This window comes from Microbacterium sp. TPD7012 (genome assembly GCF_003075395.1).
In the GTDB taxonomy this organism is placed as follows: Bacteria; Actinomycetota; Actinomycetes; order Actinomycetales; family Microbacteriaceae; genus Microbacterium.
On record NZ_QDFV01000003.1, the window covers coordinates 272,354 to 290,302 of the forward strand.

Consider the following 17,949-nt stretch of genomic DNA (forward strand, 5'->3'; position numbering starts at 1 on the left):
GTGAACAGTCGGGAAGAACGTCGGAGGGCGGCTCTAGCCGGCGCTGCCCGTATCGCGGACGGCGGTCAGACCGGATGCGACCGGTCCGCGAGCGAGCACGTGCCCGCGCCGGAACGCCAGGCGGGTCCACCGTCCCGACTGCATCACGGGCACGTCCTCCTCGCCCGAGATGAAGCCCAGGGCGTCTGCGGCGAAGGCGATCCCGCGGGGCAGGCCGCCGAGATCCTCGTCGGGTTCGCCCCAGATCGCGGCCCGCAGCGCACGGACGGCCTCCTCGCCCGAGCCCGGTGTCGCTCCTCGCGCGACGGCGGAGATGCCCCACTGCGCGCGTTGAGCGATCATCGACGCCGGCAGCGTCGCCGCCGGCGTCCAGTCCCCGCGCGGCGGTGCCACTCCGGCCCACGCGGGCGAGAGCCCGGTCTCCGGGAGCGTCAGCTGCAGGGGATCGTCGGTCGCGGCGAGTTGATCGACCACGATGTCGCATTCGAGTTCGGGGTCGGCGTGCACGATGCGCATCGCGAGGACGGTCGGCGTGCTGTCGAAGAGCCCGTGCGGAGCCAGAGCCGCCGTGGTCAGCGCGAGGACTCCCCTCGACGCCTGCAGCCGCACACCGTCGTCGGTGATCCTCGTCGCCCGCCCCACGAACGTGAGGACGTCCTTCGCAGTGTCGGGGTCGGCGAGGAGAAGCTGATGCGGCACGAGCTCTAAACTACCAACGGACCGGTGCCCGCGGTCGCGGAGAGGAAAGAATGAGCCCCGAAGACCACGCCGCCCAGACGGTCGAGCGACTGCTCGATGTCCTCGATCTCGAGGTGACGCAGGCGCGAACCACCGAGGACATCTTCACCGGAGCATCTCATCCGATGCCGACCGGCCGGATCTACGGCGGGCAGGTGCTGGCACAGAGCCTCATCGCCGCCGAGCGCACCCTCCCCGAGGACCGTGCCGTCCACTCGATGCACGGCTACTTCCTTCGGCCGGGGGACGCGAGCCAGGGCATCACGATCGCGGTCGACCGCATCCACGACGGCAGGTCGTTCTCGACGCGGCGCTCCCAGGCCTACCAGAACGGCGTGCCGATCTTCTCGATGATCGCGTCCTTCCAAGATGCCGATCCGGGTGTCGAGCATGCGGAGCCGATGCCGGAGGATGTGCCGGCGCCCGAGGATCTCTCGCCGGACGAGGACCGCGTGGCGGGGCTCCCCGGCGGGACAGCACGGATGCTGAGCGAACGAGCCGCAGATATCCGCCATGTCGACTCGCCCCTCTATCTGCCGAGCGACGATCCGCATGTGGCCAGGCAGGCGGTGTGGATGCGCATGCGCGCACCGCTCCCCGACGATCAGCGGCTGCACCGCGCCGCGCTCGCTTACCTGAGCGACATGACGATCCAGGAGTCGATCCTGCGGGCGCACGGTGTGTACTGGGCGATGCCGGGACTCAAGGTCGCGAGCCTCGACCACGCGATGTGGTGGCACCGCCCGGCACGGGTGGACGAGTGGCTCCTGTACGTGCAGGAGTCACCGAACGCACGGGGCGGTCGAGGACTCGCCACCGGACGGATCTACTCCCGCGAGGGCGGTCTCGTCGCCAGCGTCGCGCAGGAGATCATGATCCGCGTCCCCGCCGACTAGTCCGCGGTGAGCGTGGGCAGGATCTCGGCGTAGCGGACGAGGAAGGCGCGCTCGTCGAGCCTCTTGCGGCGCAGCCACCCGGTGACCTCGCTGTTGCTCTTGCTCGCGTTGCAGGACGCGCAGGCGGGGACGACGTTCTCGAGCGTGTAGCGTCCGCCCCGCGAGATCGGCATGATGCAGTCGCGCTGGAGCCCGTCACCCTGGGCTCCGCAGTACGCGCACCCGCCCCAGGCCGCAACGAGATCGGCCCACTGCGACGCGGTGAGGTCGTTGGTCACCTTGTCGAGCCGGCGCTGTCGTCGCTTCGCGTAGCGGGCACGCGCGGCCGCTGACGTGGTGGCGGGGAATCGTCGGCGTGAGGGCACACGACGACGGTACCGCGCCGGCGGGCGGAATCCGGTCAGCGGTGCGCGTACTCGATCGACGATCCCACGTAGGGCTCCCAGGCGTCGCGCATCTCCTGCGTCAGGCGAGTCGGACGACCGCTCGCGGCGTCCACCAGGACGATCACGGCCGTCGAGCGGGCATAGATCATCCGCGGCTGAGCCTCAGGGTCGTTGTGCACCTCGTAGCAGACCTCGATGCTCGAGCCGCCGAGCTTTCCGAACCACATCTGCACCTCGAGCGGGCGACGCTGATACGGCACCGGAGCGAGGTACTCGATCTCCTGCCGGGCGATGAGGGTGAGGATCCCCTCCTCGATGCCGGAGTCGAGGACAGCCGTCGGCGGCGCCTCCTCCCCCGGTCCCGCACGCCAGAAGGCCCGGACCCGCGCCTCCTCGAGCAGCTTGAGCATCGAGGTGTTGTTGACGTGGTTGAAGGCATCCAGATCACCCCAGCGCAGGTGGATCGGGATGTGCAGGCGAGGCGATGACATCAGTCGCGCGTGAGCTTGCGGTGCGTGGAGCGGTGCGGCTTCGCGGCATCCGGTCCGAGACGCTCGATCTTGTTCTCCTCGTAGGACTCGAAGTTGCCCTCGAACCAGTACCACTGGTCGGGCTTCTCGTCGGTGCCCTCGTACGCCAGGATGTGCGTCGCGATGCGGTCGAGGAACCACCGGTCGTGAGTGATGACCACGGCGCAGCCGGGAAACTCGAGAAGCGCGTTCTCGAGCGAGCTCAGCGTCTCGACGTCGAGGTCGTTGGTGGGCTCGTCGAGGAGCAGGAGGTTGCCGCCCTCCTTGAGCGTGAGCGCGAGGTTGAGGCGGTTGCGCTCTCCACCCGAGAGCACGCCGGCCTTCTTCTGCTGGTCCGGCCCCTTGAAACCGAACTTCGACACGTAGGCGCGCGACGGGATCTCGGTCTTGCCGACCGTGATGTAGTCGAGGCCGTCGGAGACGACCTCCCACAGGGTCTTGTTCGGGTCGATGTTCGACCGCGACTGATCGACGTAGCTGATCTTGACGGTCTCGCCGATCTTGAGGTCGCCGCCGTCGAGAGGCTCGAGACCCACGATCGTCTTGAACAGGGTCGTCTTTCCGACGCCGTTGGGGCCGATGACGCCGACGATGCCGTTCGGCGGCAGGCTGAAGCTGAGGCCGTCGATGAGCGAGCGCTCGTCGAAGCCCTTCTTGAGCTTCTTGGCCTCGATCACGACGCTTCCGAGACGCGGACCCGCGGGGATCTGGATCTCCTCGAAGTCGAGCTTCCTCGTCCGCTCCGCCTCCGACGCCATCTCCTCGTACCGGGCGAGACGGGCCTTCGACTTCGTCTGCCGCCCCTTGGCGCTGGAGCGCACCCACTCCAGCTCCTCCTTGAGGCGCTTGGCGAGCTTCGCATCCTTCTTGCCCTGGATCTCGAGCCGCTCGCCCTTCTTCTCGAGGTAGGTCGAGTAATTGCCCTCGTAGCCGATGAGGCGGCCGCGGTCGACCTCGGCGATCCACTCGGCGACATGGTCGAGGAAGTACCGGTCGTGGGTGATGGCGATCACGGCACCCTTGTACGCCTGAAGGTGCTGCTCGAGCCACAGGACGCTCTCGGCGTCGAGGTGGTTGGTGGGCTCGTCGAGGAGCAGCAGGTCGGGCTTCTGGAGCAGGAGCTTGGCCAGCGCCACACGGCGCTTCTCACCGCCCGAGAGCGGGGCGATCGCCGCGTCGCCGGGCGGTGTGCGCAGGGCGTCCATGGCCTGCTCGAGCTGCGAGTCGAGATCCCAGCCGTCCGCGGCGTCGATCTCCTCCTGCAGCGTGCCCATCTCGGCGAGGAGAGCGTCGAAGTCGGCGTCCGGGTCGGCCATGAGGGCCGAGATCTCGTTGAAGCGGTCGACCTTCGCCTTGATCGCGATCCCGTCCTGGATGTTCTCGATCACGGTCTTCGACTCGTCGAGCTCCGGCTCCTGCATGAGGATGCCGACAGAGAAACCGGGCGAGAGCTTCGCCTCGCCGTTCGACGGCGTGTCGAGCCCCGCCATGATCTTGAGGATCGTCGACTTTCCGGCGCCGTTCGGACCCACCATGCCGATCTTGGCGCCGGGAAGGAATGCCATGGTGACGTCGTCGAGGATGAGCTTCTCGCCCACTGCCTTGCGTGCACGCACCATCGAGTAGATGTACTCAGCCACCGAAAACCGCTCCTTCTGTTGGCGTCGAAGATCGACACTCCAGCCTACCGGCCCGTGGCTGTGTCACCAGTCGATCGGGCGAGTCGTGCCGACGAGGCAGCGCCCTTCCGCCAGCTGAGGCATCACGGCCGTGACGACCTGTCCCGTCGACGGACCGACCTGCCCGATCAGGCATTCGTCATCGCCCCAGCGCACCGAGAACTGCAGGCTCTCCGCCGTGTTGCCGACCGTCGTGAGGTCTTGCGTGACCTGCATCGCTGCGCGGTCGAACCCGGCGGCGATGAGAGCGTCGATGTACGCGCGACCCGACCCCTGCTGATCCGTAGTCCAGATGCTCTCCGAGACACGCGTGAACACGGGGAGGTTGTCCTCGGCGGTGCCGTCCGGCACCAGCACCGGATCTGGCGCCGCCTCGGAGTCCGGTGCGGGCGAAGTCTCGGCGGTTGGCGACGCGACCGGCTCGGCACCGGGCCCGCAGGCGGAGAGGACGAACAGCCCGGCAACGAGAGCCAGGGCGGAGGCGGCCTTCAGCGGCGCCGCAGAGACCGGTCGACGAAGCACGTGCTGAGTCTACGGGCAGCGACCGTGATGACCGCGCCGCCGACCGGTCCCGATCCTCTCCCTTCGTCGCGCTCAGTGCGAGGCGACGCGATCAGCTGTGGCGCCCGCCGGCACCTCTGCCCACGAGATGTCCAGATCGGGCAGTTCTCGGTCGCCGTCGGGCTCGTCGGTTGCGCCGGGGTCGGTGTCGACTCGCTGATCGGCAGCCGTCGGTCCTTCCGCGGCCCCGTGCACGCCGGCATCCGTCGGCGTCGCTCGGCTGCGGGCGAGGAACGCGCTGGTCCCCCACCGCAGATCGTGCCCGATCGCGTCGGCGATGATGTCGACGCTGGTGCCCTGCTTGCCGTTGCTCTCCCAGCTGCGGATCCGGAGCCGACCCGTGACGATGACGCTGTCTCCGGTTCGCAGCGACGCCTTGGAGTGCTCGCCCAGCTGCCGGAATGCGGCGACCGAGAACCAGTTGGTCTCCGAATCGACCCATGCCTGGGTCACGGTGTCGAACCGACGGTGCGTGCTGGCGAGTCGGAAGTTCGTGACCGGAGCCCCTCCTGTCGTCTGTCCCTGCGTCGGATCGGTGGCGACCCTTCCGATGATGGTGACGGTGTCGATCATTCTCAGTCCTCTCGATGACCGGGTCCAACGCCCGGATCGCACCAGCGTGCGGCATCCCGCTGCGCCCCGAACTCGCAGAAGACGGGATCGGTGGACACTCCGCGCCAGATTCGGTGTGTGCAGGACAGCTTTCGGAGCCCCTGTCGGCGACGGCGACCGAATGTCGGTGGTCGGTCATATGTTCGAATCAGAAAGGAGTTCCGATGTCCGACAGCTTGACCACCTATCTGCCCGAGGTTCCCTACGCGACGCCTCGGCTCTCCTCCGCGCGCGAGCACCTGGTCCGGGCGGCCGATCATCTGTGGCGCGTTCAGGACCGCACGGAGCGCGTCCTCGGCCATCTGCGGATCGTCGCCGACCCACTGGGCCTTCGCTACCGCGCCGAGCGTCTTCACCTCGCGACCGGCACGTTCCGCATCGTCGGCGAGTTCTGGCGGGCCGACGACGCGGTCGCCGCGCTGCGCTACTCCTGAGCGGGCTTGAGATGCCCAGCACCGGCGAGCGTCTTCGCGCGATGCAGGCGTGGCATCGTCACCAGAATTTCCTCCGGATGATCGCTTACCTGCAGGACCATCCCTGTCTCGACTGCGGCGAGTCGGACCCCGTCGTGCTGGACTTCGATCACCTTCCCGGAGTCGAGAAGCGGTTCGAGATCGCACGGGCGGTGAACGCATCGACGCGCGCCTGGTCGACGATCCTCAAGGAGATCGCGAAGTGCGAGGTCGTCTGCGCCAATTGTCACAGGCGGAGGACGGCTCTTCGGTCGAGCAGTCGCAAACACCTGGTGTCCCAGGGCATAGTCCCCCCGGCTCCCCTCCGCCTTCCTCGTCAACGTGCGGAGGTGCCGCACGGAGGTGGGGCGAAAGGGCGACGCGGATGCACGTGCGAGCCGTGTCGGTCCCGCAGGAATGCCTACGCGCGTGAACTGCGTGCAGCAGCTTCTGCGGCGGCCGAACGTCCTCGGGCTGATGAGGACTGACCGAACGACATCGATGGATGCTGAAGTTTCGATAGTCTGAAGTCCTACCCCCAGTAGCTCAGTGGATAGAGCATCGATCTTCTAAGTCGCCGGCCGCAGGTTCGAATCCTGCCTGGGGGGCAAGGCCGATGTCGGGCCCGTCGATAGTATGGCGGCATGGTATCTGCGTCCGAGAACGATCGTCTCGTATGGATCGACTGCGAGATGACGGGACTCGATCTGGCGGTCGACGAGCTCGTCGAGATCGCCGTCGTCATCACCGATTTCGAGCTCCGTCCCATCGATCCGGGGTTCCAGGTGGTGATCCGCCCGAGTGATGCGGCCCTCGCGAACATGAACGACTTCGTCACCAAGATGCATGAGACATCGGGGCTGATCGAGGAGATCCCGCACGGCGTCACCCTGGAAGAGGCGGAAGCCCAGACGCTCGCCTACATCCGACGATTCGTCCCGCTCGAGCGCAAGGCTCCCCTCGCGGGCAACACGATCGGCACCGACCGCATGTTCCTCGCGAAGTACATGCCACAGGTCGATCAGTGGCTGCACTACCGGAACGTCGACGTCTCGAGCATCAAAGAGCTGTCCCGTCGCTGGTACCCGCGGGTGTTCTTCCAGGCTCCGTCCAAGGACGGCGGCCACCGTGCCCTCGCCGACATCCTCGAGTCGATCCGCGAGCTGCGCTACTACCGCGAGGCCGTCTTCGTCGCGGAGCCGGGACCGTCCAGCGACGACGCGCGCGACATCGCGACGCGCACCGTGTCGGAGTTCACCTCGAACATGTAATAGACTCATCTGGTTGCCCGCTCCGGTGGGCACATGGTGGGTATAGCTCAGCTGGTAGAGCGCTGGCTTGTGGTGCCGGATGTCGCGGGTTCGAGTCCCGTTACTCACCCCAGTGAAGAGGCCCGAATCGTACTGATTCGGGCCTCTTCTGCGTCTCCGGGGCATGCCCGCCGGGCTCTAGACTGACGGGGTGTCACTCGCGGTCTGGTTCTCCCTTCTCACGGCCTCGGTGGTCATCAGCTTCACGCCCGGCGCAGGCGCGATCAACACGATGTCGAACGCACTCAACCAGGGGTGGCGCCGCTCGATCTGGGGCATCGTCGGACAGCAGATCGCCCTCATCGTCCATGTGGCGATCGTCGCCGCAGGCGTCGGGCTCCTGGTGTCGCGCTCCGAGTTCCTCTTCAACGCGATCCGCTACGCGGGCGCCGCGTATCTCGTCTTCCTCGGCATCCGCCTCATCCTTGCGAAACCCGAGGTCGTCGTCGCGGACGACGAGATCTCACCGGTCGACTCCCGTGAGGGGCACTGGTCGATGATCCGGCGGGGGTTCTGGGTCAACCTCCTAAACCCGAAGGCGATCGTCTTCTTCCTCGCCTTCATCCCCCAGTTCATCCGACTCGACGAGCCGCCCCTCCCCCAGTACCTCACCCTCGTCGCGACCGTGATCATCGTCGATGTCATCGTGATGTGGGGCTTCTTCGCCGCAGCAGCCCGCCCTTTCCGCCGGCTGACACGCTCCGCACGCGGCCAGCGCATCCTCAACACCGTCTTCGGCGTTCTGTTCATCGCCGTCGCGGCGCTCCTCGTCTTCCTGCATTGACGCCGACGCGCGTTCCCACCCCCGCCCCTAGGCTGGAGCGGATGGAGATGGATGCCGCAGCCTTCGAGGCGCTCGTGATCGACGAGCTCGACCAGCTGCCCGACGACATGGTCGACGGGCTGGAGAACGTCGTGTTCGTGGTCGAGGACCGTCCCGAGGACGGCACCCTCGATCTGCTGGGCCTGTACGACGGGCTGGCTCTGACGGAACGGACGCAGTACGGCATGGGTGAGCTTCCGGATCGGATCGTCCTGTTCCGCGAGCCGCACCTCGCGCAGTGCGAGACGGAGACGGAGCTGCGCGACGAGATCCACACCACTCTGGTGCACGAGATCGCGCACTTCTACGGCCTGGATGACGAGCAGCTCCACGAGATGGGCTGGGCATGAGCACTCCGGTCGCGCTCCCGGATCTCGAGGAGATCACCGACCTCCACGCCGCGCCCATGGAGCCGTGGGAGGTGGTCGTGTGGAACGATCCGGTGAACCTCATGAGCTACGTCGTCCGGGTGTTCCGCACGTATTTCGGCTACTCCACAGAGCGCGCCACGGCGCTGATGCTCGCCGTCCATCACGACGGACACGCGATCGTCGCGACCGGTCCGCGCGAGACGATGGAGGTGCACGCCCAGGCGATGCACGACTACGGCCTCTGGGCGACGGTGCGGAAGGTGTCCGGATGAGCGCCCGTGAGGTCGTCCTCTCGCTCGCCTTGATCGAAGGGGCGCATCTCCTGAGGCTCGTGGACGAGTTCGGCGAGCTGCTCCGTGCGCGCTCGACGGACGATCCGGCCGTTCGACGGTTGACGCCGACGGCTTATCCGGATGATGCGGAAGCGGCGGCAGCCTTCGCCGAGACCACCCGTGACGAACTCCTCGATCGGCGGCGCAGCGAGGCGACGACGGTGCGCGCGGCGCTCGCACCGTTCGACATCGAGATCGATGCCCTGTCCGAGAAGGACGCTCTGGAGCCACGCGATCTCGTCATCGCGGAAGACGATCTCGACGCCTGGCTGCGCACTCTCACCGCGATCCGGCTGGTCATCGCCGACCGTCTCGGGATCACCACGGAGGATCACACGAGCGATGACGGCCGCGGAGACATCTACGATTGGCTCGGTTACCGCCTCGAAGTGTTGATCCAGGCCGCCGACGAGATCGACGCGCGACGCGGCCGTTGATTCCCTAGGGGATCTCGACGATCCTGGTCGCCAGCGTCCGCGGGTCGTCGCGCTCCACGTGGAGGCGCTCCTGAGCCGCCCAGCGATCCCAGTGCGGACGATAGGTCTCTCCGTCGCGAGCGAGTGCGCGTGCCTTGCGCGCCGGCTCCCCGGACTCCACCCAGACCCGCACGTCCCCGAGACCGACCGTCGACGGCGTCAGGATGCCGCTTCCCTCGACGATGACGCCCAGGGCAGGATCGACGGCGTGGCTCTCCGCCTCCGTCTCGCGCTCCCAGTCCCATCGTCGCCAGGTGCCGAGGTACCCGCGTCCGTGCGGGCGGAGGATCCACTCGAGCGCTCGATCGACACCGGCGTCGAGCCCGTCCCATCCGGGGTACAGCGAATCCAGCGCGATGAGCTGCACGCGTCCGGCCAGCGGCCACCGTGCTGCCAGCCGTGCGGCGAGAGAAGTCTTCCCCGCGCCGCTGCGGCCGTCGATCAGCACGACGGGGTTCGCCGCCGCGAGAGCGAGGACGTCCTGCTCGATCAGCGTCGCGGCGCGATCGAGCGCGGCCGCGACGGGATCGTCACTTCTTGAGGGCACGGATGATGCGCGAGAGCGCCCGCCCGGTGACCCAGACGAACGGCACAGCAACGGCCAGCAGGGTGACGATGTTCGGCTCGAACCGCAGCCCCTCTTCGCGACGGACGTATACGCCGACCGGGATCGAGACTCCGCCGCCGCCACCGCCCTCGCCGCCTTCCGCGCTGCCGCCGCCGAAACCGGAGTAGGTGAGAGACACCGGAGTGATGCTCACCCCGTCGACGTCCTGCGGCTCACCGTACGCGCTCTTCACGCCGAAGGACGCGATCTGCTTTCCCAGTTCCAGTGCAATGTTCGGCATGGTCCCACGCTAGCCCACGAAACAGGGCGGCGTGCGGTCAATCCACGCCGTGCGCCTTCGGATGCTGGGCGGCGCCTCGCCCGTCACCCCGACCGATGTGACGTGCGCGACTGATCGTGGCCGTGCCGAACCGCGCGACCGCCTCGTCGACGGCCCCTTCGACCTTCCGCCAGTCCTCGTCGTCGTCCCAGAGCCCCAGGCCCCCACCACCGGCCGGTCGCAGGTTCTCGGCGCGCACACCGAGGAGGCGCACGGGATCGCGGCGGTCGATCTGCTCGTACAGGGCCTGCGCGGCCTCTCCGATCCGCTGCCCGACCGCTGAGGGCTCGCTCAACGTCTGGGAGCGGTTCAGCGTGCGGAAGTCATCGAATCGCACCTTGATCGCGACCGTGGCCGCCTCCCACTCCGCGCGACGGAGACGGGCCGCCACGCGGTCGGCGAGACGGAGCAGCTCGGCCCGGAGGAAGGCGCGGTCCAGGATGTCGTGATCGAAGGTCTCCTCGTGCCCGATGCTCTTCTCGATCCGCTCCGTGTCGACCACACGTGGGTCTTCTCCTCTGGCGAGCTGCGCGAGGCGGGCGCTCAGGGCGGCACCCACCGCACGGTCGAGCATCTCGGGCGACGACTCCCGGATGTCGTGGATGGTGCGGATGCCGCGGGCTTCCAGAGCCTCGGCCGCCTTCGGCCCCACACCCCACATCGCGCGAACCGGGCGCGGAGCGAGGAAGTCGAGGGTGTCGCCCGCCGCGACCACGAGCATCCCGTCGGGCTTCGCGATCGTGGACGCCATCTTCGCCACATGCTTGGTCGCGGCGACGCCGACGCTGCAGGTGATCCCGACCTCTTCGAGCACCCGGGCTCTGATGAGTCCGGCGATGCGCGCCGGACTCCCCCAGAGCCGCCGTACGCCCTGCACGTCGAGGAACGCCTCGTCGACGGAGAGCGGCTCCACCAGCGGCGTGAACGATTCGAAGATCGCCATCACCTGGCGGGAGACCTCCTGGTAGCGGTGGAAGTGCGGCAGGACGATGCGAGCGGTCGGACACAGACGCAGCGCCTGGGAGACCGGCATGGCCGCGCGCACGCCGTAGCGACGAGCCTCGTAGGACGCACTGGACACGACCGATCGTCCGTCCGGCGCACCGATGATCAACGGCAGACCGCGGAGGCTCGGGTCGTCGAGCACCTCGACCGCTGCGTAGAACGCGTCCATGTCGACGTGCAGGATGCGGGTTCCGGTGTCGTCGGCGTCGGTGGGCGAGGTGATCTGCCCTCTGCCGTCGCCGTGTCCCATGGATCCATTCTCTCCCGGACTCCGGACACGGGTGCGTCGACGGGCCCAGCGCGCCGAGGCGGCTGAGCCCGTCAAACCGCTACTGCGCGGCGCGCTCGAGGATGAGCTCGCGGACGCGTGCAGCGTCCGCCTGGCCCTTCATCGCCTTCATGACCGCGCCGATCACGGCACCGGCGGCCTGGACCTTGCCGTCCTTGATCTTGGCGAGCACGTCGGGCTGCGCGGCGAAGGCCTCGTCGATCGCGGCGATCAGCGCACCGTCGTCCGACACCACGGCGAGCCCGCGCGCGTCGATGACCTCCTGCGGGGTGCCCTCACCGGCGATGACGCCCTCGAGCACCTGGCGCGCGAGCTTGTCGGTGAGCGTCCCCGCGTCGATGAGCTTCTGCAGAGCGACGACGTTCTCCGGGCTGATCAGCTCGGCGGCATCCTTCTCCTGCGCGTTGGCCAGGCGGGAGATCTCACCGGTCCACCACTTGCGAGCCGTCGCGGGAGTCGCTCCGGCGGCGATCGTCGCCGCGACCTCTTCGAGGACGCCATTGTTGCGCACATCCTGGAACTCGAGGTCGGTGAAGCCCCACTCCGTCATCAGGCGACGACGACGGGCGACGGGCTGCTCTGGCAGCGCGGCGCGCAGCTCCTCGATCAGCTCGGCGGCCGGCTGCACGGGCAGCAGATCGGGCTCCGGGAAGTACCGGTAGTCATCGGCATCCGACTTCGGCCGTCCCGGCGACGTGGTGCCGGTGTCCTCGTGCCAGTGCCGCGTCTCCTGCGTGATCGTTCCGCCGTCGGCCAGGATCTGCGCCTGACGCTGGATCTCGTACCTCACCGCGCGCTCGACCGAACGCATCGAGTTCACGTTCTTGGTCTCGGTGCGCGTGCCGAGCTTCTCGGTGCCGCGCGGACGGAGCGAGATGTTGGCGTCGCACCGCAGGTTTCCGCGCTCGAGCCGAGCCTCGGAGATGCCGAGACCGCGGACGATGTCGCGGATCGTCTGCACGTACGCTTTGGCGACCTCGGGGGCACGGTGCTCCGTGCCGGTGATCACCTTCGTCACGATCTCGACCAGCGGCACACCGGCGCGGTTGTAGTCGACGAGCGAGTACTCCGCACCCTGGATGCGTCCGGTCGCGCCGCCCATGTGGGTCAGCTTGCCGGCGTCCTCCTCCATGTGCGCACGCTCGATGGGGATGGTCACGGTCGTGCCGTCCTCGAGCTCGACCTCGACCGACCCCTCGAACGCGATCGGCTCGTCGTACTGCGAGATCTGGTAGTTCTTGCCGAGGTCGGGGTAGAAGTAGTTCTTCCTCGCGAAGCGGCTGGACTCCGCGATCGAGCAGCCCAGCGCGAGGCCGAGGCTGATCGATGAGCGGATCGCGGTCTCGTTCACGACCGGCAGCGAGCCGGGAAGACCGAGGTCGACCGGCGCGATGAGCGTGTTCGGCTCGGCCGCGTGATACTTCTCGTTGGCCGGGTTCGGCGCATCCGAGAACATCTTCGTGTTCGTGTTGAGCTCGACGTGCACCTCGAAGCCGAGGACGGGCTCGTACAGCTCGAGCGCCTTGTCGAAATCCATGAGCTTGGCGGTGGCCATCAGCGGGTTCCTCCGTCCGTGGGTCCCTGAGCTTGTCGAAGGGCGGGTGCGCGGCTGAGGAGCGGTGCTCCCCAGGCGTCGAGCAGCACGGTCTCGAGCGCGGCGCCGACCTTGTACAGACGAGCGTCCTCGCGGGCGGGAGCCAGGAACTGGATGCCGACCGGCAGCCCGTCCTCCTCGGCGAGTCCGCTGGGGATCGAGATCCCCGGGACGCCGGCGAGGTTCGCGGGGATCGTCGTGACGTCGTTCAGGTACATCTGCAGCGGATCGTCGATCTTCTCGCCGATCTTGAAGGCGGTGGTCGGCGCCGAGGGCGTCGCGATGACGTCGACGTCGGCGAACGCGTTCGCGAAGTCCTGCTGGATGAGGGTGCGCACCTTCTGCGCGCTGCCGTAGTAGGCGTCGTAGTAGCCCGCCGACAGCGCATAGGTGCCGAGGATGATGCGGCGCTTGACCTCGTCGCCGAACCCGGCGTCGCGGGTCGCCGACATGACGTCCTCGACGGTCGGGTTGCCGTCAGGAGTGACGCGCAGCCCGAAGCGGACGGAGTCGAACTTCGCCAGGTTGCTCGAGGCCTCAGCGGGGAGGATCAGGTAGTACGCGGCGACACCGTACTCGAAGTGCGGCGCGCCGATCTCGACGATCTCCGCCCCCTGCGCCTCCATCAGAGCGAGCGCGCTGCGGAAGGATGCCGCGACGCCGGGCTGGAAGCCGCTGTCCGGCAGCTCCCGGATGACGCCGACCCTGAGGCCCTTCAGCACGTCGCCGCGGGCGCCCTCGCGAGCGGCATCCGCGAACGACGGCCAGGCATCGCGCAGCGACGTGGAGTCCTTCGGGTCGTGCCCGCCGATGACATCGTGCAGCAGACCCGCGTCGAGCACGGTTCGCGTGACGGGGCCGACCTGGTCGAGGCTCGAGGCCAGGGCGATCGCCCCGTAGCGGCTCACACCGCCGTAGGTGGGCTTCACGCCGACCGTGCCGGTCACGTGTGCGGGCTGACGGATCGATCCGCCGGTGTCCGAGCCGAGCGCGAGGGGTGCCTCGAAGGCGGCGACGGCGGCCGCGGAACCTCCGCCGGAGCCGCCGGGGATGCGGTCGAGATCCCACGGGTTGCGGGTGGGGCCGTAGGCGGAGTGCTCCGTGGAGGAGCCCATCGCGAACTCGTCCATGTTGGTCTTGCCGAGCGGGATGAGGCCGGCGGCGCGCGAGCGTGCCACGACCGTCGCGTCGTACGGCGAGCGGTACCCCTCGAGGATGCGCGATCCGCTGGTGGTGGGCTGATCGTGGGTGACAAGCACGTCCTTGATGGCCAGCGGGACGCCGGCGACCGGGCCGAGGTTCTCGCCGGCGGCGCGCTGCGCGTCGACCGCGGCGGCCGCTTCGAGAGCGCCGTCGTTCACATGCAGGAACGCGTGGACGTCGCCGTCGACGGCGGCGATACGGTCGAGGTGGGCCTGCGTGGCCTCGACACTCGAGATCTCGCGGGATGCGAGCTTGTCGGCGAGCTCCGCTGCGCTCAGTCGGATGATGTCGCTCACTGCTCTTCTCCCAGGATCGCGGTGACGCGGAAACGGCCGTCCGCGGCATCCGGAGCGTTCTGCAGCACCTGCTCGTGCGTCAGGGTCTCTCCGACGACGTCAGGACGGAAGACGTTGCTCAGCGGAATCGGGTGGCTGGTCGCGACGACGTCGGAGGTGGCCACCTCCGACACCTTGGCGATGTTGTCGACGATGGCGTCGAGCTGGCCCGTGAGCCGCGTCACCTCGTCGTCGTTCAGCTGGATACGCGCGAGCACGCCGAGATGGCGCACGAGATCAGGGGTGATTTCAGACACACCTCCAGTCTAGGTCGTGGCGCCGACCCGTCGTGGCGTGCGCCCGACGCGGTACTCGTCCGTGACGACACCGCTCGCGTCGCGATGGCTGGCGACCAGTTCGAGCGGAGACCGTCCCGTCTGCGGCGGCGCGACGGGTCGACCGGAGCCCAGCAGCATCGGCACGATCCGCAGGCGGAGGATGTCCACCTCACCAGCGCGGAACAGAGCATCGGTGAGCTGGAGGCTCCCCCAGATCGCGATGGACCGATACTGCGTCTTCAGGGACCGGACGGCGTCGACAGGTCCGTCGCGCAGGATCTCGATCTCACCATCGCCCCACGGAGCCCGGTCGAGCGTGCGACTCACGACGAACTTCGGCAGACGGTCGATCGGCGCGGCCACCGCGTCTTCCGACGGTTCCGTCTGAGGCCAGTAGGCGGCGAACAGCTCGTAGGTCCGCCGACCGAAGAGGATCGCGTCGACGCCGGCCAGCCACCGCATCTGCTCGGTGTCGGTGCGGGTCTGATCGCCGAAGTCGACGTCGTCGAAGAAGTCGATCCCGCCCGCTGCATCCATCGCGTATCCGTCCGCGGAGACGATCTGCTCGATCGTGATCTCACCCATGTGCTCCACCCATCTCTCGTCCGAGCTCGGTGACGGCCTCCCGCCATCCCGTCCACACGCTGTCCTCACGCCCGGTGTCGTCGACGTGTCCTCGCAGACGGAACACCATCTCCGTGCGTCCGCCGTCGATCGTCGCGAGCCGGACCTCGAGTTCCGCGACGGGTTCGTCGGGCGCACCCCACGTGCACCGGAGCAGCTCCGGTTCGCGCACCTCGAGGTACTCCCCTCCGCTCGCGTGAGCCGTGCCCGCCTCGTCGACCATCGAGAATCGGAACCGCCCGCCTGCGCGAAGGTCGACGAACACGGATTCCTCGGGTGTGCGCAGACCGTGCGGATGAAGCCAGCGCGCCATCACCGACGGCTGGGTCCAGGCGCGCCACACGCGCTCCCGCGTGGCGTCGAAGACGCGCGTGATCTCCAGCTCCCGCTCGCTCATCGCCCGGGCGCCGTCTGCTCGGGATCCGCTTCGGCGAGCACCGCGTCGAGCTGATCGAATCTGGTCTGCCACGCCTGGCGATTGCGCTCCACCCAGGCCGCGGCCTCGTCCAGTGGCTCATGCGAGAGCGAGCACACGCGCCACTGCGCCCTGGCCCGTCTTTCGATGAGCTTGGCCTTCTCGAGCACCCGCAGATGTTGCGAGACGGCCGGAGCGCTCATCGAGAAGGGGGCACCGAGCTCGCCCACGGTCGCGTCTCCGCGGCTGAGTCGTTCGAGCATGCTCCGTCGGGTCGGATCCGCGAGCGCATGGAACACCATGGACAGTTCGTCCGTCGCCGTGGGCATCGTCACCTCCTGATTAAGTACTTTCTTAATTACACCTGGCGTCCGAGAAGCTGTCAAGTCTCCGCCGCCTTATGCTGGGCTCGTGAGCCCGTTCCAGCCTCCTCGTCCATGGGTCGCCAGCTACGCCGCCGGTGTTCCCGAAGACCTCGCTCCCGTCGAGGGATCGCTGATCGACATCGTCGCGGCATCCGCCAGGGACTACCCCGAGGCCCCTGCTCTGCAGTTCTTCGGCAGAGAGACGACGTACGCCGAGCTGCAGGATGCGATCGACAGAGCCGCAGCCGGGCTTCGTGATCTGGGCGTGCGGGCCGGCGATCCGGTCGCGATCGTGCTGCCCAACTGCCCGCAGCACATCGTCGCCTTCTATGCGGTGCTCCGCCTCGGTGCCGTGGTGGTCGAGCACAACCCGCTCTACACCCCGCGGGAGCTGCGCAAGCAGTTCGAGGACCACGGCGCGAAGCATGCGATCGTCTGGAACAAGGCCGTCGCCACGGTCCAGGAGTTCCCCACCGACCTCTCCGTCACGAACCTCATCTCGGTCGACGTGACACGGGCGATGCCGTTCCTCACCCGCTTCGCCCTGCGACTGCCGGTCGCGAAAGCGCGGGAATCCCGCGCCGCACTCACCGAGAAGGTACGCGGCACCGTCACCTGGGACGCACTGGTGGCCTCCGCGCCCATCCCCGCGTCGCACCCGAAGCCGTCCACCGACGACCTGGCCATCATCCAGTACACGTCCGGGACCACCGGCACGCCCAAGGGCGCCTCGCTCACCCACCGGAATCTGCTCGCGAACGCGGCGCAGGCGCAGGCGTGGGTCCCGTCGATCCAGCGCGGCAAGGGCTGCGTCGTGTACGCGGTGCTGCCGATGTTCCACGCATATGGCCTCACGCTCTGCCTGACCTTCGCGATGTCGATGGGTGCCCGGCTCGTGCTCTTCCCCAAGTTCGATCCCGACCTCGTACTCGATGTGGTCAAGAAGCACCCCGCGACGTTCCTGCCGCTGGTGCCGCCGATCGCCGACCGCCTCCTCACGGCCGCGAGGGAGAAGGGTGTCTCCCTCGAAGGCATCGAGGTGGCGATCTCCGGCGCGATGGCGCTGCCGCACGAACTCGTCGTCCCGTTCGAGAAGGCCACGCACGGCTATCTGGTCGAGGGCTACGGCCTCAGCGAGTGCTCTCCGGTGCTGATGGCCAACCCCGTCGCCGAGCACCGGGTGCCCGGGACTGTCGGGCTCCCCCTGCCCGGGACCGAATGCCGCGTCGTCGATCCGGAGAACCCGACCGTTGACGTCCCCGATGGGACCGCCGGTGAGCTCGTCGTCCGCGGACCGCAGGTCTTCTCCGGGTACTACGGCAAGCCCGAGGAGACCGAGGCGGTCTTCGTCGACGGCTGGTTCCGCACCGGCGACATCGTCACGATCGACGACGCCGGTTTCATCCGCATCGTCGACCGCATCAAGGAGCTCATCATCACCGGCGGGTTCAACGTCGCGCCGACCGAGGTGGAGAACGCGTTGCGACAGCATCCTCAGGTGGCGGATGCCGCGGTGGTCGGACTCGCGAGCGAGCACTCCGGAGAAGAGGTCGTCGCGGCGATCGTCGTCGACAGCGGAGCGGACGTGGATGTCGAGGCGATCCGCGAGTTCGCCCGCGGCATCCTCACCCCCTACAAGGTGCCACGACGCATCTTCGTGGTCGACGAGCTCCCGAAGTCGCTCATCGGAAAGGTGCTCCGCCGGCAGGTGAAGGAGAAGCTCGTCGCGCTGACGACGGGCTCCTGAGGACGCCCTCACAGGCGCCGACATCTTCGGGGCGCTACCCT

The 17,949-nt window shown here is 68.1% G+C and carries 23 protein-coding genes and 2 tRNA genes; 10 read left to right on the top strand and 15 right to left on the bottom strand.

All coding sequences use genetic code 11. The annotated features are described in order from the left end of the window. Positions 1-33: 33 nt before the first annotated feature. Positions 34-699, bottom strand: coding sequence for a hypothetical protein (locus tag DC434_RS09385; protein ID WP_116635021.1), 666 nt, complete (start codon positions 697-699; stop codon positions 34-36). Positions 700-749: 50 nt separating this feature from the next. Here DC434_RS09385 and DC434_RS09390 point away from each other — a divergent pair, with 50 nt between their 5' ends. Then, a complete protein-coding gene (locus DC434_RS09390) occupies positions 750-1,634 on the top strand; it encodes an acyl-CoA thioesterase II (RefSeq protein WP_116635022.1) in 885 nt (294 codons plus the stop codon). Here DC434_RS09390 and DC434_RS09395 read toward each other — a convergent pair. The 5 genes from DC434_RS09395 to DC434_RS09415 form a co-directional block, all read right to left on the bottom strand. Beyond that, a complete protein-coding gene (locus DC434_RS09395) occupies positions 1,631-1,999 on the bottom strand; it encodes an HNH endonuclease signature motif containing protein (RefSeq protein ID WP_116635023.1) in 369 nt (122 codons plus the stop codon). The genes DC434_RS09390 and DC434_RS09395 overlap by 4 nt on opposite strands. Before the next feature lie 35 nt (positions 2,000-2,034). Continuing rightward, positions 2,035-2,511, bottom strand: coding sequence for a thioesterase family protein (locus DC434_RS09400; protein WP_116635024.1), 477 nt, complete (start codon positions 2,509-2,511; stop codon positions 2,035-2,037). Next, positions 2,511-4,190, bottom strand: coding sequence for an energy-dependent translational throttle protein EttA (gene ettA / locus DC434_RS09405; RefSeq protein ID WP_116635025.1), 1,680 nt, complete (start codon positions 4,188-4,190; stop codon positions 2,511-2,513). Before ettA ends, DC434_RS09400 begins: the two co-directional genes overlap by 1 nt. Before the next feature lie 63 nt (positions 4,191-4,253). Then, positions 4,254-4,751 (bottom strand): hypothetical protein, encoded by a 498-nt coding sequence (locus DC434_RS20260; protein WP_207769943.1) that lies wholly within the window; start codon positions 4,749-4,751, stop codon positions 4,254-4,256. Positions 4,752-4,823: 72 nt separating this feature from the next. Next, the gene (locus tag DC434_RS09415; protein WP_116635026.1) at positions 4,824-5,363 is read right to left on the bottom strand and encodes a single-stranded DNA-binding protein; all 540 of its coding nucleotides are present in this window, start codon (positions 5,361-5,363) and stop codon (positions 4,824-4,826) included. 203 nt (positions 5,364-5,566) lie between these two features. Here DC434_RS09415 and DC434_RS09420 point away from each other — a divergent pair, with 203 nt between their 5' ends. The 8 genes from DC434_RS09420 (at position 5,567) to DC434_RS09455 (ending at position 9,127) form a co-directional block, all read left to right on the top strand. Next, entirely contained in the window at positions 5,567-5,836 is a 270-nt protein-coding gene (locus tag DC434_RS09420; protein WP_116635027.1) for a hypothetical protein, read from the top strand. Positions 5,837-6,389: 553 nt separating this feature from the next. Continuing rightward, positions 6,390-6,462: transfer RNA gene (locus DC434_RS09425), tRNA-Arg, on the top strand. 36 nt (positions 6,463-6,498) lie between these two features. After that, positions 6,499-7,125, top strand: coding sequence for an oligoribonuclease (gene orn / locus DC434_RS09430; RefSeq protein WP_116635028.1), 627 nt, complete (start codon positions 6,499-6,501; stop codon positions 7,123-7,125). A 36-nt stretch (positions 7,126-7,161) separates the two neighbouring features. Next, positions 7,162-7,237 (top strand) — tRNA-His (locus tag DC434_RS09435). Between the two features lie 78 nt (positions 7,238-7,315). Then, positions 7,316-7,948 carry a LysE family transporter gene (locus DC434_RS09440; RefSeq protein ID WP_116635029.1) on the top strand — a complete coding sequence of 211 codons (633 nt, stop codon included), beginning with the start codon at positions 7,316-7,318 and terminating at the stop codon, positions 7,946-7,948. Positions 7,949-7,989: 41 nt separating this feature from the next. Continuing rightward, on the top strand, positions 7,990-8,337 hold the full coding sequence (locus DC434_RS09445; RefSeq protein ID WP_116635030.1) for a metallopeptidase family protein: 348 nt from the start codon (positions 7,990-7,992) through the stop codon (positions 8,335-8,337). Beyond that, positions 8,334-8,630: an ATP-dependent Clp protease adapter ClpS gene (gene clpS / locus DC434_RS09450; RefSeq protein WP_116635031.1), complete on the top strand. Its 297-nt coding sequence runs from the start codon at positions 8,334-8,336 to the stop codon at positions 8,628-8,630. The genes DC434_RS09445 and clpS overlap by 4 nt, the downstream gene beginning before the upstream one ends. After that, positions 8,627-9,127 (top strand): DUF2017 family protein, encoded by a 501-nt coding sequence (locus DC434_RS09455; protein WP_116635032.1) that lies wholly within the window; start codon positions 8,627-8,629, stop codon positions 9,125-9,127. The genes clpS and DC434_RS09455 overlap by 4 nt, the downstream gene beginning before the upstream one ends. Before the next feature lie 4 nt (positions 9,128-9,131). Here the strand turns inward: DC434_RS09455 and DC434_RS09460 are convergent, their stop codons facing one another. The 9 genes from DC434_RS09460 to DC434_RS09500 form a co-directional block, all read right to left on the bottom strand. Further along, positions 9,132-9,713, bottom strand: coding sequence for a hypothetical protein (locus DC434_RS09460; protein ID WP_116635033.1), 582 nt, complete (start codon positions 9,711-9,713; stop codon positions 9,132-9,134). Next, the gene (locus DC434_RS09465; protein WP_116635034.1) at positions 9,697-10,014 is read right to left on the bottom strand and encodes a hypothetical protein; all 318 of its coding nucleotides are present in this window, start codon (positions 10,012-10,014) and stop codon (positions 9,697-9,699) included. The genes DC434_RS09460 and DC434_RS09465 overlap by 17 nt, the downstream gene beginning before the upstream one ends. A 37-nt stretch (positions 10,015-10,051) precedes the next feature. After that, the gene (gene dinB / locus DC434_RS09470; RefSeq protein ID WP_116635035.1) at positions 10,052-11,308 is read right to left on the bottom strand and encodes a DNA polymerase IV; all 1,257 of its coding nucleotides are present in this window, start codon (positions 11,306-11,308) and stop codon (positions 10,052-10,054) included. Between the two features lie 79 nt (positions 11,309-11,387). After that, positions 11,388-12,902, bottom strand: coding sequence for an Asp-tRNA(Asn)/Glu-tRNA(Gln) amidotransferase subunit GatB (gene gatB, locus DC434_RS09475; protein ID WP_116635036.1), 1,515 nt, complete (start codon positions 12,900-12,902; stop codon positions 11,388-11,390). After that, on the bottom strand, positions 12,902-14,440 hold the full coding sequence (gatA, locus tag DC434_RS09480) for an Asp-tRNA(Asn)/Glu-tRNA(Gln) amidotransferase subunit GatA (protein ID WP_116635037.1): 1,539 nt from the start codon (positions 14,438-14,440) through the stop codon (positions 12,902-12,904). The genes gatB and gatA overlap by 1 nt, the downstream gene beginning before the upstream one ends. Next, positions 14,437-14,736, bottom strand: a complete 300-nt coding sequence (gene gatC / locus DC434_RS09485) for an Asp-tRNA(Asn)/Glu-tRNA(Gln) amidotransferase subunit GatC (protein ID WP_116635038.1) — start codon at positions 14,734-14,736, stop codon at positions 14,437-14,439. Before gatC ends, gatA begins: the two co-directional genes overlap by 4 nt. Before the next feature lie 9 nt (positions 14,737-14,745). Next, positions 14,746-15,342, bottom strand: a complete 597-nt coding sequence (locus DC434_RS09490) for a dihydrofolate reductase family protein (protein ID WP_116635039.1) — start codon at positions 15,340-15,342, stop codon at positions 14,746-14,748. After that, the gene (locus DC434_RS09495; protein ID WP_116635040.1) at positions 15,335-15,778 is read right to left on the bottom strand and encodes an SRPBCC domain-containing protein; all 444 of its coding nucleotides are present in this window, start codon (positions 15,776-15,778) and stop codon (positions 15,335-15,337) included. Before DC434_RS09495 ends, DC434_RS09490 begins: the two co-directional genes overlap by 8 nt. Further along, positions 15,775-16,125 carry a metalloregulator ArsR/SmtB family transcription factor gene (locus DC434_RS09500; RefSeq protein ID WP_116635041.1) on the bottom strand — a complete coding sequence of 117 codons (351 nt, stop codon included), beginning with the start codon at positions 16,123-16,125 and terminating at the stop codon, positions 15,775-15,777. The genes DC434_RS09495 and DC434_RS09500 overlap by 4 nt, the downstream gene beginning before the upstream one ends. 82 nt (positions 16,126-16,207) lie before the next feature. Here DC434_RS09500 and DC434_RS09505 point away from each other — a divergent pair, with 82 nt between their 5' ends. Beyond that, positions 16,208-17,908, top strand: coding sequence for a long-chain-fatty-acid--CoA ligase (locus tag DC434_RS09505; protein ID WP_116635042.1), 1,701 nt, complete (start codon positions 16,208-16,210; stop codon positions 17,906-17,908). Positions 17,909-17,949: the final 41 nt, after the last annotated feature.

What these genes read in the sequence shown, in the direction of transcription:
- DC434_RS09455 (WP_116635032.1), top strand. Translation starts at nt 8,627, where the DNA reads ATGAGCGCCCGTGAGGTCGTCCTCTCGCTCGCCTTGATCGAAGGGGCG.
- gatB (WP_116635036.1), bottom strand. Translation starts at nt 12,902, where the DNA reads ATGGCCACCGCCAAGCTCATGGATTTCGACAAGGCGCTCGAGCTGTAC.
- DC434_RS09400 (WP_116635024.1), bottom strand. Translation starts at nt 2,511, where the DNA reads ATGTCATCGCCTCGCCTGCACATCCCGATCCACCTGCGCTGGGGTGAT.
- DC434_RS09445 (WP_116635030.1), top strand. Translation starts at nt 7,990, where the DNA reads ATGGAGATGGATGCCGCAGCCTTCGAGGCGCTCGTGATCGACGAGCTC.
- dinB (WP_116635035.1), bottom strand. Translation starts at nt 11,308, where the DNA reads ATGGGACACGGCGACGGCAGAGGGCAGATCACCTCGCCCACCGACGCC.
- orn (WP_116635028.1), top strand. Translation starts at nt 6,499, where the DNA reads ATGGTATCTGCGTCCGAGAACGATCGTCTCGTATGGATCGACTGCGAG.
- DC434_RS09465 (WP_116635034.1), bottom strand. Translation starts at nt 10,014, where the DNA reads ATGCCGAACATTGCACTGGAACTGGGAAAGCAGATCGCGTCCTTCGGC.
- DC434_RS09420 (WP_116635027.1), top strand. Translation starts at nt 5,567, where the DNA reads ATGTCCGACAGCTTGACCACCTATCTGCCCGAGGTTCCCTACGCGACG.
- DC434_RS09415 (WP_116635026.1), bottom strand. Translation starts at nt 5,363, where the DNA reads ATGATCGACACCGTCACCATCATCGGAAGGGTCGCCACCGATCCGACG.
- DC434_RS09490 (WP_116635039.1), bottom strand. Translation starts at nt 15,342, where the DNA reads ATGGGTGAGATCACGATCGAGCAGATCGTCTCCGCGGACGGATACGCG.
- DC434_RS09500 (WP_116635041.1), bottom strand. Translation starts at nt 16,125, where the DNA reads ATGCCCACGGCGACGGACGAACTGTCCATGGTGTTCCATGCGCTCGCG.
- DC434_RS09495 (WP_116635040.1), bottom strand. Translation starts at nt 15,778, where the DNA reads ATGAGCGAGCGGGAGCTGGAGATCACGCGCGTCTTCGACGCCACGCGG.
- DC434_RS09390 (WP_116635022.1), top strand. Translation starts at nt 750, where the DNA reads ATGAGCCCCGAAGACCACGCCGCCCAGACGGTCGAGCGACTGCTCGAT.
- clpS (WP_116635031.1), top strand. Translation starts at nt 8,334, where the DNA reads ATGAGCACTCCGGTCGCGCTCCCGGATCTCGAGGAGATCACCGACCTC.